This is a genomic window from Streptomyces sp. NBC_00076 (assembly GCF_045041235.1).
In the GTDB taxonomy this organism is placed as follows: Bacteria; Actinomycetota; Actinomycetes; order Streptomycetales; family Streptomycetaceae; genus Streptomyces.
This window is the reverse complement of sequence record NZ_CP108242.1, coordinates 1,843,746-1,859,671: the sequence shown is the minus strand read 5'-3', so window position 1 is coordinate 1,859,671 and position 15,926 is coordinate 1,843,746. Positions and strand designations below refer to the sequence as shown.

8 protein-coding genes are annotated in these 15,926 nt (G+C 70.9%); 1 reads left to right on the top strand and 7 read right to left on the bottom strand.

Annotation, left to right across the window (positions count from 1 at the left end):
• Positions 1-28 precede the first annotated feature (28 nt).
• Positions 29-4,648, top strand: coding sequence for a hypothetical protein (locus tag OHA64_RS08525; protein WP_405610288.1), 4,620 nt, complete (start codon positions 29-31; stop codon positions 4,646-4,648).
• An 84-nt stretch (positions 4,649-4,732) separates the two neighbouring features.
• On the opposite strand, the gene OHA64_RS08520 is transcribed toward OHA64_RS08525, so the two are convergent.
• The 7 genes from OHA64_RS08520 to OHA64_RS08490 form a co-directional block, all read right to left on the bottom strand.
• On the bottom strand, positions 4,733-6,283 hold the full coding sequence (locus OHA64_RS08520) for a GMC family oxidoreductase (protein WP_405610285.1): 1,551 nt from the start codon (positions 6,281-6,283) through the stop codon (positions 4,733-4,735).
• A gap of 16 nt (positions 6,284-6,299) precedes the next feature.
• A complete protein-coding gene (locus OHA64_RS08515) occupies positions 6,300-7,862 on the bottom strand; it encodes an APC family permease (RefSeq protein WP_405610282.1) in 1,563 nt (520 codons plus the stop codon).
• Between the two features lie 106 nt (positions 7,863-7,968).
• Entirely contained in the window at positions 7,969-9,435 is a 1,467-nt protein-coding gene (locus OHA64_RS08510) for an aldehyde dehydrogenase family protein (protein WP_405610279.1), read from the bottom strand.
• Entirely contained in the window at positions 9,416-10,558 is a 1,143-nt protein-coding gene (locus OHA64_RS08505) for an aromatic ring-hydroxylating dioxygenase subunit alpha (RefSeq protein ID WP_405610276.1), read from the bottom strand. The genes OHA64_RS08510 and OHA64_RS08505 overlap by 20 nt, the downstream gene beginning before the upstream one ends.
• An 11-nt stretch (positions 10,559-10,569) precedes the next feature.
• Positions 10,570-11,724 (bottom strand): N-methyl-L-tryptophan oxidase, encoded by a 1,155-nt coding sequence (gene solA / locus OHA64_RS08500; protein WP_405610273.1) that lies wholly within the window; start codon positions 11,722-11,724, stop codon positions 10,570-10,572.
• 21 nt (positions 11,725-11,745) lie between these two features.
• Entirely contained in the window at positions 11,746-14,292 is a 2,547-nt protein-coding gene (locus tag OHA64_RS08495; protein WP_405610270.1) for an FAD-dependent oxidoreductase, read from the bottom strand.
• Between the two features lie 436 nt (positions 14,293-14,728).
• A complete protein-coding gene (locus tag OHA64_RS08490) occupies positions 14,729-15,814 on the bottom strand; it encodes an S-(hydroxymethyl)mycothiol dehydrogenase (RefSeq protein ID WP_405610267.1) in 1,086 nt (361 codons plus the stop codon).
• Positions 15,815-15,926: the final 112 nt, after the last annotated feature.

The following is a 15,926-nucleotide window of genomic DNA, read 5'->3' as shown; positions in this document are numbered from 1 at the left end:
ACCTGCCGAAGACTGACGAGAGTCCGCCATGTACGAGCTGTCCCGGGTCCGCCTCTACTCCATCGGACCCGCCGGTGCGCGCTACGCCGACACCGTGCTTGACCTGCGGGGCGTGGGCCTGCCCGTGCCCGACCCCGCGCCCGCCCAGGCGGAGTTCTTCGAGGAGGAGCCCGTCGGCCCGCCGCGTCGGCCCGCTCCCGCAGGTGTGCTCTTCCTGGAGAACGGCGGCGGCAAGTCCGTCCTGCTCAAGCTGATCTTCTCCGTGATGCTGCCGGGCCACCGCAACACCCTCGGCGGCGCCAGCTCCGGTGTGCTGCGGAAGTTCCTGCTCGCGGACGACTGCGGCCACGTCGCGCTGGAGTGGCAGCACGTGCTCACCGGGGAGTGCGTGGTCGTCGGCAAGGCCAGCGAGTGGCGGGGGCGCCAGGTCTCCAACGACCCGCGGAAGTTCGCCGAGGCCTGGTACTCCTTCCGGCCCGGCCCCGGCCTCAGTCTGGACAGCCTGCCCGTCGCGGAGTCCACCGCCGTACGGCCGTCCGCCGAGGGTCAGTCGGGCGCACACGGGCGGCGGCGGACCATGAAGGGCTTCCGGGACGCCATCACCGAGGCGGGCAAGGCCTACCCGCATCTCGAGGTGCACTGGGAGGAGATCCACGACCGCTGGATCGAGCACCTCGGGGACCTCGGCCTCGACCCCGAACTCTTCCGCTACCAGCGGGAGATGAACGCCGACGAGGGCGAGGCCGCCGGCCTCTTCGCGGTGAAGAAGGACTCCGACTTCACCGACCTGCTGCTGCGCGCGGTGACGGACACCCGTGACACCGACGGCCTCGCCGACCTGGTCAGCGGCTTCGGCAACAAGCTGGGGCGACGCGCCGAACTGATCGCCGAACGCGACTTCACCGCCGGGTCGGTGGACCTGCTCGGGCGGATCGTCGAGGCCACCGAGGCCCGCTCCCGCGCCCGTGACATCCACACCGGGGCCGAGCGTCGTACGAGGACCCTGGCGCGGCGGCTGTCCGCGCGCGGCGCCCAGGAACGGGTACGAGCGGGCGACCTCGCCCAGCGGGTCACCGCCGCCGCGTACGCCGTCACCCACACCGAGGCGGCCCGGGACCGCAGTGCGCTGATCGCCGCCGAACTCGCCTACCGGCACGCCTCGTTGGCGCTCGCCGCCGCGGAGAAGTCGGCCGCGGCACAGAAACGTGAGCTCGCCGACGCGCGCACCCTGCACTCCGCCTGGCAGGCCGCCGAAGCCGTGCTGCGGCACCGCGCCGCCGCCGACCGGGTGGCACGGGTGGCCACCGCGATCCAGGAGGCCGAGCGGGACGCGGCCCCCGCGCTCGCCGCCCGCACCAAGGCCGCCGTCGATCTCGTGCGCGCCCTGCACGCGGCGGCGGAGAGCGCCGAGACCCTCGCCGACGAGGAGGAGGAGCGGTCCGCCGCCCTCCAGGAAGTCGGCGAGTCCGCGCACCGGGACGCCACCTCCGCCGCCACCGAGGCGCAGCGCGCCCGGAGCGAGGTCGGGCATCTGCGGCAGCGCCTGACCGAGGTCGAGCAGGAGACCGCCGAGGCGGTGCGCGCGGGCTGGCTCGACGACACCGCGCCCGACGCCGACCCGGCGCGCGCGGCCCTCGCCGCCAGCGACGCCGAGAAGACGGCGGTCGCCGCCTGGGACACCGCGCGCGAGGCGTCACGCCGAGCCACCGAGCACGCCCGCGAGGCCGCCTCGGTCGAGTCCCGCGCGGAGCTGACAGCGGCCCGCGCGGAGGACGCGGCCACGGCGGCGGAACGGTCCTACGAGGCCGAACGTCGCCTCGCCGAGGCCCTGGCCCGCGAGGAGCGGCTGGCGGAACTGCTGAGCCTGACCGGCGGCGACGCCCGCCCGTCCGCGATTCCACAGCCCCGTCAGGACAGCGACACCGACACGGACACCGGCCCCCGGGACGGTCTCAGCCCCGAGGACCTGGACCGGTTCGCCGACGAACTGCGCGAACTCCTCGACGACGCCGTCTCCTCGGCCGAGCGGCAGCTCTTCGAGCTGCGCACCTCAGCCGCCGACGACTCCCGGATCCTCGGCGCGCTCGGTGACGGCGGGCTGCTGCCGCCCGGGCCGGACGTACTGGCGACCGTGGAATTCCTCGGTGAGCAGGGCATCCCCGCCCTGCCCGGCTGGCGCTATCTGGCCCAGGCCGTCGACCCGGCCGACCACGCGCGCGTCCTGGCCGCCCGGCCGGAGCTGGTCGACGGAGTGATCATCACCGACCCGGCCACGCACGCGCGTGCCCGCGGGGCGCTGAACGACGCCGCGCTGCTGCCGAGGTCCGCCGTGGCGGTCGGTACGGCCGCCGCCCTGCTGGCACCGACCCCGGCGCCCGACTCGGACGCCGGTGACGTCTTCCTCGTACCGCCGAACCCGGCGATGCACGACGAGCACGCCGCCGATGAGGAGCGCCAGGCGCTGCGGGCCCGGGCCACCGAGCGGGACGAGGAGATCCGTGGCCTGGCTTCACGGCTCGGCAAAGACCGGGAGCTGGCGGCCCGGCTCTCCTCCTGGCGCACCGGCTGCCCTGCGGGACGGCTGGTGGAGCTGTCCCGGGCCGCCCGGGACACCCGTGTCTTCGCCCAGGAGTCCGAGGCCGAACTCGCCGAGGCGCGGACCGTGCGGACCGAGGCCGACGAAGCCGCCGCCGAGGCCGCGCAGGTCCGCGACGAACGCCAGGAGACCGCCCAGAAGGCCCGGCGGGCCGCCGACGCGCTCGCCGGGCTCGCCTTCCGGCTGCGGGAACGGGCCGGCTGGCAGGTCAAGGTGCGCGAACTCGCCGACGAGGCAGCCGAGTCGGAAGCCCGTGCCCAGACCTGTCTGGACCGTGCCCGGGCCGCCGACGAGGACCGGCGTGGTGCCCAGCGCGCCGCCGACGACTCCCGCCGCACGGCCCGTGCGCTGCGCGCCGAGCGCTCCGAGATCGCCGGCGCCCCCGACGACGTACCGGAGAGCGGCTCCGACGAACCCAGGGCGTCCCTGCCCGCTCTCCGCGAGGCGTATCGGGCCGCCTCCCAGGTGTACGAGAAGGTCGGCGTCGGTGCCGATCTGCGCACCGAGCAGGCCCGGGCGGAGAGCGACGAGAGCGCCGCGCGGTCCGACCTGGACCGGCTGAGCAACAAGGTCCGCACGCGCGCGGAACAGCTGCTCCAGTCGCCCGACGGCTCCGACGGACCCTCCCGGCAGGCGGCCGTGGCGCGCGCCGACGAGCTGGTGCAGCTCCTGGAGACCCGGATGTCCAGCGCGAGCGAGCAGCTCGGACGACTGCGAGGCGAGGCCGAACGACACGCTCCCGAGGACGGCGACGCACACACCGAACTGCCCGGGGAACAGCAGCCCCGCGACGCCGAACACGCGCAGGCACTGCTGCGCACGGCCACCGCCGAACTGGCCTCGCGGACCGAGGCGTTGGGCCGGGCCCGGGAGGCGCACGCCGAGCTCCTCGACGCGCACCGCGCCGCCGAGGACGCCGTCGGCGGCTTCGACGAGACCGCCGCGATGCTCCGCGACCTGTTGCGCGAACACACCACGGAGGACGAGCAGGAGGAGCCCGAGCCGTATCCGGGCAGCCTGGAGGAGGCACGGCTGTCCGCCGCCGAGGCCCGCCGGTCCCTGCGCGGCTGCGCCGCCGAGCTGTCCGCCGCCGAGGGCGCCGTGCGCGAGGCGAGCGACATCCTCGTCCGACATGCCAACTCCACCCGTTACGAGCAGGTCCGCACGCCCGCCCGACAGCAGATCCGTGAGCTGCCCGCGTCCGCGCTGCCCGAGCACGCCCAGAAGTGGGCCGACGCCTTCGCGCCCCGACTGAGGGTCCTCACCGACGAGTTGGCTCAGCTGGAGCGGAACCGGGACTCGATCGTGGACCGGCTCCGGGGGCTGGTGGAGTCGGCACTCGCCACCCTCCGATCCGCTCAGCGGCTGTCGCGGCTGCCGGAAGGGCTCGGCGAGTGGTCCGGGCAGGAGTTCCTGCGTATCCGCTTCGACGAGCCCGACCAGGCCACCCTCACCGAGCGGCTCGGCGAGGTCATCGACGAGGCGACCCGCGCGGCCGTCAAGAAGAACTCCGACCTGCGGCGCGACGGCATGTCCCTGCTGCTGCGCGGCGTCGCCGCGGCGCTCCAGCCCAAGGGAGTCGCGGTGGAGATCCTCAAGCCGGACGCCGTCCTGCGCGCCGAGCGCGTGCCCGTCGGGCAGATGGGCGACGTGTTCTCCGGCGGGCAGCTGCTGACCGCCGCCATCGCCCTGTACTGCACGATGGCCGCACTGCGCTCGAACGACCGGGGGCGCGACAAGCACCGGCACGCCGGCACGCTGTTTCTCGACAACCCGATCGGGCGCGCCAACGCCACCTACCTGCTGGAGCTCCAGCGAGCCGTGTCGGACGCGCTCGGTGTCCAGCTCCTCTACACCACCGGCCTCTTCGACACGACCGCGCTCGCCGAGTTCCCGCTGGTCATCCGGATGCGCAACGACGCCGACCTGCGGGCCGGGCTGAAGTACATCAGCGTGGAGGAACACCTCAGGCCGGGACTGCCCGAGGCTCCCGCCGGGGAGGACGCGCACAGCGAGATCACCGCGACGCGGATGTTCAAGCGCCCGGCGTGAGCGCCTCGTAGGGGTACGGCGGTGGGGAACCGCGGGCCGTTCGTCGCCGGTCGCGCGGTTCCCCGGGCCCCTTGGGGCGCTTGCCTACGCGTCCTCCTTCAGCAGATCGGCGCACTTCTCGCCGATCATCATCGTCGTGATGCACGGATTGACGCTGACGAGATCAGGCATCACCGACCCGTCGGCCACCCGCAGCCCCTCGACCCCCTTGACGCGCAACCGAGCGTCGAGCGGGGCCGAGGCGTCGTCGTCCGCGCCCATCTTCACCGTGCAGGACGGGTGGTAGACGGTGTTGTGGGTCTTGTGGATGTAGTCGAGCAGTTCCTCGTCGGTCCGGACGTCCGGACCGGGGGCCAGTTCCGCGCCCGCCCAGCCGCTCAGGGCGGGCTGCTCCGCGATCCGCCGGGCGAGACGCAGCCCGTAGGTCATGACCCGCACGTCGTGTTCGTGCGTGAAGTAGCGCGGGTCGACCTTGGGCTTGTCCCGGTAGTCACGGGTACGGAGCCGCACGGTGCCCCGTGATCGCGCCCGCGTCACGTTCGGTGTCAGGCAGAACGCGTTCTCGGACGTCGGGTAGCCCCAGCGTGCCGTGTTCATGTCGAACGGCACCGACCCGTAGTGGAACATCAGGTCGGGCCGGTCCAGGCCCTCCTCGGTGTCGTAGAAGATGCCCGCCTCCCACCACTGGCTCGACGTGGTGGTCATGGGCTGCCGGGCGTCCCACATGATCACGCCCTCGGGGTGGTCCTGGAGGTTCTCGCCCACACCGGCCGAGTCGACCACGACCTCCACACCGACCTCCCGCAGCTGCTCGGCCGGTCCGATGCCGGACAGCATCAGCAGCTTCGGGGTGTCGATCGCCCCGCACGAGACGATCACCTCGCGCCGGGCCCGTACCGTCCGGGTGTGGATCAGGTCCGGGTCCAGGTACGCGGCGCCCACGCAGCGCCGCCCGTCGAGCACGAGGTTCCTGGCCCGCACCCCGGTCCGGACCTCCAGGTTCGGCCGCTTGCCCAGGATCGGGTGGAGGTAGGCCACGGAGGACGACTGGCGGGTGTTGTTCTCGTCGGAGTTGATCTGGAACCAGTGGGCGCCCCGGACCACCGTCGAGCCCGTGTTGAACGGGGTCGTCGGGATCCCGGCCTGTGCGCACGCCTCCAGGAGGGCCGTGCCGCAGGGGTCGTCGCTCTTCAGGGTGCGCAGTTTCACCGGGCCGGTGCGGCCGTGGTGGTCGCCGGGAGCGTCGTTGTTCTCCAGCCTCCGGTACAGCGGGAACAGGTCGGCGGCGCTCCAGCCCGTACAGCCCTTGGCCGCCCAGTCGTCGAGGTCCTCGTCCGGCGCCCAGAAGGCGATGCAGGAGTTGTGTGACGAACAGCCGCCCAGCACCTTCGCCCGGGCGTGCCGCATGAAGCTGTTGCCGCTCGCCTGTGGCTCGACCGGGTAGTCCCAGTCGTAGCCGGACTCCAGCAGGCCCATCCAGCGGTCGAGTTTGAGGACGTCGTCGTCGCCGACGTCGCTCGGACCGGCTTCCAGGACGCATACGGTGACCGCGGGGTCCTCGGAGAGGCGGGCCGCCACCACGTTGCCCGCGGTGCCGCCGCCCACCACCACATAGTCGAACTCATCGGTACTCATGGGTGGTTGACCTCCTTCAGTCGGCGGCCGGGACGGCGGGGGGAGTCGTGGTGCCGGTGGCTTGCAGCTGGTGCTCGGCGAGCACGCCGGTGCGGTGCCGCTGGACGAACCAGTAGTAGGCGAAGCCGCCGCCCATGATGACCGCGACGAACAGCACCGCACCCCAGCGCAGGTACCAGTGGAACGGAGCGGCCGCGTTGTAGACCTCGGCCCGTGGCCAGATCAGGTTGATCGTCATGGCCGTGCCCCAGACCACGGCGACGATGTTGACGAGCAGTCCCCAGCGGCCCAGCGAGAACTTGCCGTCGCCCGCGGGCTGCCACTTGCCGCGCAGCCGGGCCACCAGCATCGGCGCGGTGACACCGAGGTAGGCGAGGTAGATCATGATGATGCCGATGCTGGTGACGACGGTGAAGATCTGCGGCTGGCGGATGTTGACGACGAGGATCGCCACGGCCAGGATGCCGATGATCACCGCGGGGAGCACCGGGGTCTGGAAGCGCGGGCTGACCTTGGCCAGCTTGGAGGACCCGGGCAGGTTGTTGTCACGGGCCATCGCGAACGTGAGGCGGATCGCCGCCGTGTGGACGGCCAGCGCGCACACGGTGACCGCGATCAGCACGCACCACAGCATCGCCTTGCCGGCCGTCGAGCCGAGCACGTCGAGGACGATGTACTGCAGACCGTCCGTGGACAGTTTGTCGCCCTTCAGGCTCGAGACGCTCATCAGCGCGAGCAGCAGGATCAGGCCGCCCAGGACGAACGAGGCGACGATGGCGCGGATGATGGCGCGCGGCGCGTTGCGGGACGGGTCCAGGGACTCCTCGCCGAGCGAGGCGGCCGTGTCGAAGCCGTACATGACGTACGCGGACGCCAGCGAGGCCACGAGGAACGCGCTCATGTAGCCCGCCTGGTGCCCGGCCCCGGTGCCCGCGGTGTCGGTCACCACCTGCGGTCCTCGCGTGATGTGGACGGCGAACAGCACGATGAGGACGACGGTGGCGATCAGCTCGATGAGCACGCCGGCGCTGTTGATGGTGGCCATCAGCTTCACGCCGAAGGCGTTCACCAGGGTCGTGAACAGGATCAACACGGTGGCGAGGACGACCGCGTTGGTCGCCACGTCGTACTTGCCGGTGCCGTCACCCACGAACTGGAAGGTCGACGAGATCTGCGGAAGCGTCAACTGATAGGCCAGCGCGACGGCCGAGATGGACACGATGGACGCGATCAACATCATCCAGCCGGCAAGCCAGCCCAGGTGCGGATTGCCTATCTTCTTCGACCAGTTGTAGACGGAGCCCGCGACGGGATAGCGGGCGGCCAGTTCCGCGAAGCACAGGGCGACCATGAACTGGCCGACGAAGACCATCGGCCACGACCACCAGTAGGCGGGGCCGCCGCTGCCGTAGCCGAAGTAGAACAACTGGAAGGTGCCGGTGAGGATCGAGATGTAGCTGATCCCGGCGGCGAAGGTGTGGAAGTTGCCGAGGGTGCGCTTGAGTTCGGGTTTGTATCCGAACTCGGCGAGTTCGGCGTCGTCTCTTTGCCCGGACGATGGTTGATCGGTTGTCGTCATGCGCGGACTCCTGGTGGGCCGGGGGAGGGGACGAGCGACTGCTGCGGGTGCCTGGATCAATGAGGGGGTTGTACACGCGGGTCATGTGCATGGTGTTACACGAGAGTCACGCGAACCAGCCCTGCGGCACGGGGGCCGTGTTGCGCCAGATGTGCTTCGTCTCCCGGTACTCGGCGAGGCCCGACGGTCCGAGTTCGCGCCCGAAGCCGGACTGCTTGAAGCCGCCCCATTCCGCCTGCGGCACGTAGGGGTGGTAGTCGTTGATCCAGACCGTGCCGAGCCGCAGCCGCCCCGCGACCCGGGCCGCCTTGGCCTCGTCGCTCGTCCAGACGGCGCCGGCGAGGCCGTAGACCGTGTCGTTCGCGACGCGCACCACCTCGTCCTCGCCGGTGAAGCGCTCGACCGTGAGCACCGGCCCGAAGGACTCCTCCTGGACGACCGACATCCCTGCGGTGCACTGGTCCAGCACGGTCGGCGGATAGTAGAAGCCGTCGTCGAAGCCCGGCCCGGACGGGCGCGCACCACCGCATCGCAGGACCGCCCCCTCATCCAGGCCCTTGGCGACATACGCCTCGACCTTCGAGCGGTGCGCCGCCGAGATCAGCGGCCCCGTCTGCGCCTGTTCGTCGAACGGCCCGCCCAGGCGGATCAGTCGGGCCCGGCGTACGACCTCGTCCACGAACCGGTCGTGCAGCGAGTCCTCGACCAGCAGCCGGGCCCCCGCCGAGCAGACCTGCCCGGAGTGCAGGAAGACGGCGGTAAGCGCCATGTCCACGGCCGTCTCGAAGTCGGCGTCGGCGAAGACGATGTTGGGGTTCTTGCCGCCGAGTTCGAGCGCGACCTTCTTCACCGTCCCGGCCGCGGCGGCCATCAGGCCACGGCCGGTCTGGAGCCCGCCCGTGAACGAGACGAGGTCCACGCCAGGATGGTCGGCCAGCGGGGCGCCCGCCTGAGGACCGGCGCCCAGGACGAGATTGGCGACGCCCGGCGGGAGCCCGGCCTCCGCCAGCAGCCGGGTGAGGTGGATCGCGGTGTGCGGGGTCAGCTCGCTCGGCTTGAGCACGAAGGTGTTGCCGGCCGCGAGAGCCGGCGCGACCTTCCACGCCGTCTGCAGGAGCGGGTAGTTCCAGGGCGTGATCAGCGCACAGACGCCGACCGGCTCGTACACCACCCGGCTGTCGACCCCCTCCGTCCCGGTGTCGATGACCCGCCCGGTCTCGCTCGCCACCAGCCGCCCGAAGTAGCGGAAGCAGTTCGCGATGTCGTCGATGTCGTACTCGCTCTCGACCAGCCGCTTCCCCGTGTCCAGGGACTCCGCGCGGGCCAGCGCGGCCTTGTCGCGTACGAGCAGTTCGGCGACCCGCAGCAGCAGGTCACCGCGCTCGTTCGGGGACGTCCGCGGCCACGGCCCGTCGTCGAAGGCCCGGCGGGCGGCGTCGATCGCCGCCACCGTGTCCTTGCCGCCCGCCTCGTCCACGACTCCCACCAGGGAGCCGTCGGCGGGGCAGCGGATCTCACGGGTGCGCCCGTCGACCGCACTTCGCCACGCGCCGTCAATGAACAGGTCCGCCATGGCCGCCTCCCAGCCTCTCCACGAGCCACTCGTGGAAGATCCCGATGTGGTGCTCGGTGGGGACCAGCACACCACCCCCGCGATAGGCGCGCGACGCCATCGCCGGCTGCGTCCGTTCACAGGCTTCGAAGTCCTGCTCGTTCACCCGGTGGAACAGCTCCACCGACTTCGACACGTCCGCCCCGGACTCCACCACCTCCGGCGCGTACAGCCAGTCACACTCGACGACCGTGCGGTCCTCGGCCAGGGGGAACATACGGTGGACGATCACATGGTCCGGTACGAGGTTGATGAACACCGTCGGCTTCACCGTGATCGCGTAGTAGCGGCGGTCCTGGTCCTGGGACACGGACGGCAGCTTGGCGAAGCCCTCACTCCCGTCGACCGTGAAGCCCTTGACCTCCTCGCCGAACTCCGCGCCGTGCCCCACGTAGTACTGGGCGGCGTAACCGTCGGCGAACTCTGGCAGGACGTCGGTGAGCTCGGGATGGATCGTCGCGCAGTGGTAGCACTCCATGAAGTTCTCGACGATCAGCTTCCAGTTCGCCTTCACGTCATACACGATGCGCTTGCCCAGCGCCAGGTTCTCGGCGCCGTAGTGCTCGATGGCGGCGGTGTCGCCGAGCCGTTCGACGGCGGCGTGCACGACCGTGTCCTCGAAGGACGGCGGCTCGTCGGCGAGGCACACCCAGGCGTAGCCCAGCCATTCCCGCAGGGACACCTTGATCAATCCGTACGCGACACGGTCGACGTCGGGCATCTTGGTCAGGTTGGGAGCCGCGATCAGCCTGCCGTCGAGGTCGTACGTCCACGCGTGGTACGGGCACTGAAGGTTGCGGCGGGCCTCGCCCGACTCCTCCGTGCACAGACGGGCCCCACGATGTCGGCAGACGTTCAGGAAGGCGCGCAGGTCGCCGGTGCGGGTGCGGGTGATGATGACGTTCTCGCGGCCCACCTGGACGGTGCGGAAGGCACCGGGTCTGGCCAGGTCGGCGCTGCGGACCGCGCAGAACCACATCGACTCGAAGATGAGGTCCTGCTCCTGCCGGAAGAGTTCCGGTTCGGTGTAGTAGTGGCCCGGCAGCGTCGCGATCAGGCTGGGGGCGATGGGGGTCGTCGTCACGGGCGTGCTCCTCAGGCGGGCGCGGCGGCGAGGCGGACGGGGTCGAACAGGCCGATGGGATGCTCGGTGCTGCCGGTCAGGGCCAGGTCGGCGAGGATCTCGCCGACGACGGGCACGAACTTGAACCCGTGCCCCGAGAACCCGCAGGCCACGGTCACCGACTCCGGATGCGCCGGGTGGCGGGCGATGACGAAGTGCTCGTCGGGCGTGGTGGAGTACATGCAGGTCGCGGCCTTGAGGAAGGTGCCGGGAAGATCCGGGATGCAGCCGGCCATATGGTCGGCCATCGCCTTGATCTCGTCCGCGTGGACCACCCGGTCGATGGTCTCCGGGGTGGTCTCACTGCCCTTGCGGAAGAAGGCCACCTTGGCGCCCAGATCAGGGCCGTCGATGGACGGGAAGCCGTAGACCTGGACGTCGTCCGCGTCCTCCCAGATGTAGATCGGGTGGTTCTCGGGGAGGAAGGGCCCAACCCCGCCGGTCGGCTGGAACCAGTACATGACCTGCCGCTCGATCGTGAACGGCACCCCCAGGTCGGTGAGCAGCCGCGGCGCCCACGCGCCCGGGCAGATCACCAGCTGTCCGGCGGTGTAGGTGTTCTCGGCCGTGTGGACACGAACCCCGTCCCGGTACGGCTCCCAGCGGGTCATCGGCTCTTCGAAGTGCAGGTCGGCGCCCTGCCGGGTGGCGAGCTGGAGGTGCGCGGCGACCGTGTTCTCGGGGCGCAGCAGACCGGCCTTCCGCTCGAACAGGGCCACCTCGTCGTCCTTGGGCGTGAGGGTCGGGAAGCGGCGGCGGATCTCCTTGGCGTCCAGCATCTCGTGCGGCAGGTCCCACTGCCGGGCGGAGAGCAGCGAGCCGGAGACGGTCCGGGAGTCGGGGCGTCCGACCATCACGCCACCGGGAAGGATCGCTACCTGGCGGCCGGTGGCCCGCTCCAGGTCCTCGTACAGCTCGTAGGCGCGCAGCAGCAGCGGGACGTACGCCGGGTCCTCGAAGTACGACTGCCGGGTGATCCGCGAACCGCCGTGGCTGGAGCCGCGGTTGTGCACCGGACCGAACTTCTCCAGACCGAGCACACGGGCACCGCGCCCGGACAGGTGATGGGCGGCGGCGCTGCCCATGCCGCCGAGACCGATGACGATCACGTCGTAGGTGGGGGACATTGCATGCCTCCTGAAAGTGCGTCAGCGACGGATGCGGGTCATCTTCGGGTCGAACAGCGGCTCCTCGGCGACCGTCGCGGGAACCTTCTCGCCGAAGTACGCGATGTGCACTCCGGTGCCGGTGGTGAGACCCGCCGGGAGCCAGGCGTAGGCGATGCACCGGCCGAGCGTGTAGCCGTACGACGCGCTCGTCACGTAGCCGGCCGGGGCGCCGATGGGGGCACCTCCCGCTCGAGCGGAGTCGAGAGTGGGGGCGTACACCGGTTCCTTGCCGAGGACCACGGCGGCGGGGTCGTCCAGGAGCAGGGGGGTGAGCCTCCTGGTGGGGGGCGCGTCGGTGAGTGCCTCGCGCCCCACGAACTCCTTGTCCGTGCGGACGGCGAAACCGACACCCGCCTCGTACGGGTTGTGTTCGTCGGTCATGTCGGTGCCCCAGGCCCGGTAACCCTTCTCCAGACGCAGGGAGTTGAAGGCGGAGCGCCCGGCCGCGACCACGCCGAGGCCCTGACCCGCCTCCCACAGGGTGTCCCACAGGCGCAGGCCCAGGTCGGCGGTGGTGTACAGCTCCCAGCCGAGCTCGCCGACGTACGACAGGCGCATCGCCGTGACCGGGACGTGGCCCAGGTACGTCTCCTTCGCGCGGAAGTAGCCGAAGGCCTCGTGCGAGAAGTCGTCGCGGGTCAGCGGCTGGACGAGGTCCCGGGCCAGCGGACCCCAGACCCCGACGCAGCAGGTGCCGGAGGTGATGTCCCTGATGTGGACGTCGTCCGGGGCGTACCGGGTGAGCCGGTCCAGGTCGGCGGGGGAGTTCGCGCCGACCTGGAAGCGGTCGGGGGCGAGGCGGGCGACGGTGAGGTCGGAGCGCACGCCGCCGGTCTCGTCCAGAAGGAGGGTGTAGGTGACCGAGCCGGGTTTCTTTCGGAGGTTGTTGGTGGTCATGCGGTTCAGGAAGTCGAGGGCTCCGGGGCCGCTGACTTCCAGGCGCCGCAGGGGGGTCATGTCGTACAGGGCGACCTTCTCGCGGGTCGCCCTCGCCTCGGCGGCGGCGATGGGGGACCAGTGGCGCGCCGACCAGGCGTCGCGTTCGGGCAGCGCGTCGAGCGTGTCGACGAGGGGCGCGTTCGCCTCGTACCAGTGCGGGCGCTCCCAGCCGCCGCCCTCCAGGAAGTAGGCCCCGAGTTGCTGTTGACGGGCGTAGAAGGGGCTGACGCGCAGCGGGCGTGGCCGCTCCATGGGCTGGAGCGGGTGGATGACGTCGTACACCTCGACGAACTGCTGTGAACCGCGTTCACGGATGTACGACGGTGAACGCTGCGCGTCCTCGAATCGCGTGAGGTCGCACTCGTGCAGGTCGAGGGAGGGCCGCCCGTCGACCATCCACTCGGCGACGGCCCTCGCCACACCGGCGGAGTGGGTGACCCACACGGCCTCGGCCAGCCAGAAGCCGCGCAGTTGACGCGACTCGCCGAGCACCGGCATGCCGTCCGGGGTGAAGGAGAAGACGCCGTTGAAGCCCTCCTCGATCTCGGCTTCCCGAAGGGAGGGGAGCAGCCGGCGGCAGTCCTCCCAACTCGGGGCCCAGTCCTCCTCCGTGAAGGGGAACGAGGAGGGCATGTCCATGTTCCGGGCGCGGGCCTCGTCGTACGGCAGGATCGCGAACGGGTCGACCGGCATCGGCCGGTGGGCGTAGGAGCCGATGCCGATGCGCAGCGCGCCGCCTTCCTCCTCGGTGTGCTCGCGGAAGTACAGGTCGCGGTCCTGGAAGCGGAGGATCGGCTTCGGGGCTTCCGTCGTCGCCCCGCCCTGCCCGGGCAGCGGTTCGGTCTTCGCGTACTGGTGGGCGAGCGGTTGCAGCGGTACGTCGATCCCGGCCATGCGGCCGATGACGGGGCCCCAGAAACCGGCCGCGGAGACGACGTGGTCGGCGGGAAAGGTGCCCTGGTCGGTGACCACGGCGGTGACCCGGCCGTCCTCCTTCTCGATCCCGGTGACCGTGTGGCGCTCCAGGAACCGGGCGCCCCTTCGGATGGCCCGTTCCATCTGGGCGTGGGACGCGAGGAGCGCGCGGGCGAGCCCGTCGTCGGGGGTGTGGAGGCCGCCGAGCACCACCGACTCGTCCAGGAGCGGCCAGAGTTCCTTGCAGCGGGCGGTGCTGACGACCTCGCCCCCGATGCCCCAGGCCGCGGCGTAACCGGCCCTGCGGTGCAGTTCGGCGAGGCGCTCCGGGGTGGTGGCGAGTTCCAGGCCGCCGACCTGGTGGAAGCAGGGCACGCCGTCCACGTCGAGCGAGAGGAACTTCTCGACCGTGTACTTGGCGAACTCGGCGAGCGTCTTCGACGGGCTGGTCTGGAAGACCAGGCCGGGTGCGTGCGAGGTGGAGCCGCCCGGGGTGGCCAGCGGGCCCTGTTCGAGAACGGTGACGTCGGTCCAGCCGCGGGCGGTCAGCTCGTCGGCGAGGGAGCAGCCGACGATGCCGGCGCCGACGACGACCACGCGCGGTGAGTGCGGGCGGTTTTCGGACGTGGAACCCGTTGCGGGCGTGGAACCCTTTTCGAGCGTGCTGGACATGCCCCTCCTTGCCGGGTTGGCAACTGCCTGCGGGAAGCGTGCGGTGGGTCGATCGGCGTCGCCGTGTGATCCGGGACGCTGGGTGTGGTGACGGGGCGCTGGCCGTTGTCCACCTTGTTCACCGGGTTCCTCCGAAGATGCCTCGGCCTTCAGGCCGGGGAGGAATCGGTCCGGCGGAGCAGGGCAGGAAGTGGGATTTCGCCCCAAGGGCGAAATACCGTCCACGTGATCGGGTAAACTGCATGCCGTGTGTTGCGAGAACCAAGCGCGCACGCCGTGTTGATCGAGAGCCAAGACAGCACATGCACCTCCAAGCTTCGCCGTATCAAACCGGGCTGGTTTCAACCCGGCTGGTGTTGATCGTGGAAGACCTGTTGGGTCGCTGACCCGCAGGCTGCGTGAGCCAGGAATCCCCCTGCTTCAGCTGGGGGAGGATTCAAAGGACCACCACCGAGCGCAGCACCTCGCCGCGGTGCATCTTGGCGAAGGCCTGTTCCACCTGGTCGAGCGCGATGGTCTCGGTGACGAACGCGTTCAGATCCAGGAGGCCGTAGAGGTACTGGTCGATGAGGAACGGGAAGTCGCGGCTCGGCAGACAGTCGCCGTACCACGACGACTTGATGGCGCCGCCGCGCGAGAACACGTCGATCAGCGGGAGTTCGACCTTCATCTCGGGGGACGGCACGCCGACCTGGACCAGGAGACCCGCGTGGTCGCGCATGTAGAAGGCCTGCGTGAAGGTCTCCGGGCGGCCCACGGCGTCGATCGCGATGTCGACGCCGAAGCCGTCGGTCAGCGCCCGTACCGCCTCGATCGGGTCCGTGCCACGGGAGTTGACGGTGTGCGTCGCGCCGAACTTCTCCGCCTGGTCGAGCTTCTTGTCGTCGATGTCGACGGCGATGACCTTCATGGCACCGTTGAGGCAGGCGCCCGCGATGGCCGCGTTGCCGACGCCGCCGCAGCCGATGACGGCGACCGAGTCGCCGCGGCCCACCTGGCCGGTGTTGACCGCCGCCCCGTAACCCGCCATCACGCCACAGCCGATGAGACCCGCGGCCTCCGGACGGGCGGCCGGGTCGATCTTGACGGCCTGGCCCGCCGCGACCAGGGTCTTCTCGGCGAAGGCGCCGATGCCCAGGGCGTTGCTGAGCGGGGTGCCGTCCAGCAGCGTCATCGGCTGCGTGGCGTTGCGGGAGTCGAAGCAGTACCAGGGGCGGCCCCGGCGACAGGAACGGCAGGAGCCGCAGGGCGCGCGCCATGCCAGCACCACGTAGTCGCCGGGTGCGAGGTCGGTGACCCCCGCGCCGACCGCCTCGATCGTGCCGGCCGCCTCATGACCGAGCAGGAACGGGAAGTCGTCCGTGATCGCGCCCTCGCGGTAGTGCAGGTCCGTGTGGCAGACCCCGCAGGCCTGCACGGCGACGAGTACCTCTCCGGGGCCGGGGTCCGGCACGACGATCGTCTGCACCTCGACGGGTGAGCCCCTCTTCACAGCGACTACGGCACGGACCTCATGTGGCACGACCCAGCTCCTCTGCTGTTGCGCAATGCACGATGGGTTGCGCGATGAGGAACATAGTGGGAACGCTATCGAGCGGCCGTCAAGGGGTGCGAGTTAACCCTTGGCAAAAGGA

What these genes read in the sequence shown, in the direction of transcription:
- OHA64_RS08525 (WP_405610288.1), top strand. Translation starts at nt 29, where the DNA reads ATGTACGAGCTGTCCCGGGTCCGCCTCTACTCCATCGGACCCGCCGGT.
- OHA64_RS08520 (WP_405610285.1), bottom strand. Translation starts at nt 6,283, where the DNA reads ATGAGTACCGATGAGTTCGACTATGTGGTGGTGGGCGGCGGCACCGCG.
- OHA64_RS08515 (WP_405610282.1), bottom strand. Translation starts at nt 7,862, where the DNA reads ATGACGACAACCGATCAACCATCGTCCGGGCAAAGAGACGACGCCGAA.
- OHA64_RS08510 (WP_405610279.1), bottom strand. Translation starts at nt 9,435, where the DNA reads ATGGCGGACCTGTTCATTGACGGCGCGTGGCGAAGTGCGGTCGACGGG.
- solA (WP_405610273.1), bottom strand. Translation starts at nt 11,724, where the DNA reads ATGTCCCCCACCTACGACGTGATCGTCATCGGTCTCGGCGGCATGGGC.
- OHA64_RS08495 (WP_405610270.1), bottom strand. Translation starts at nt 14,292, where the DNA reads ATGTCCAGCACGCTCGAAAAGGGTTCCACGCCCGCAACGGGTTCCACG.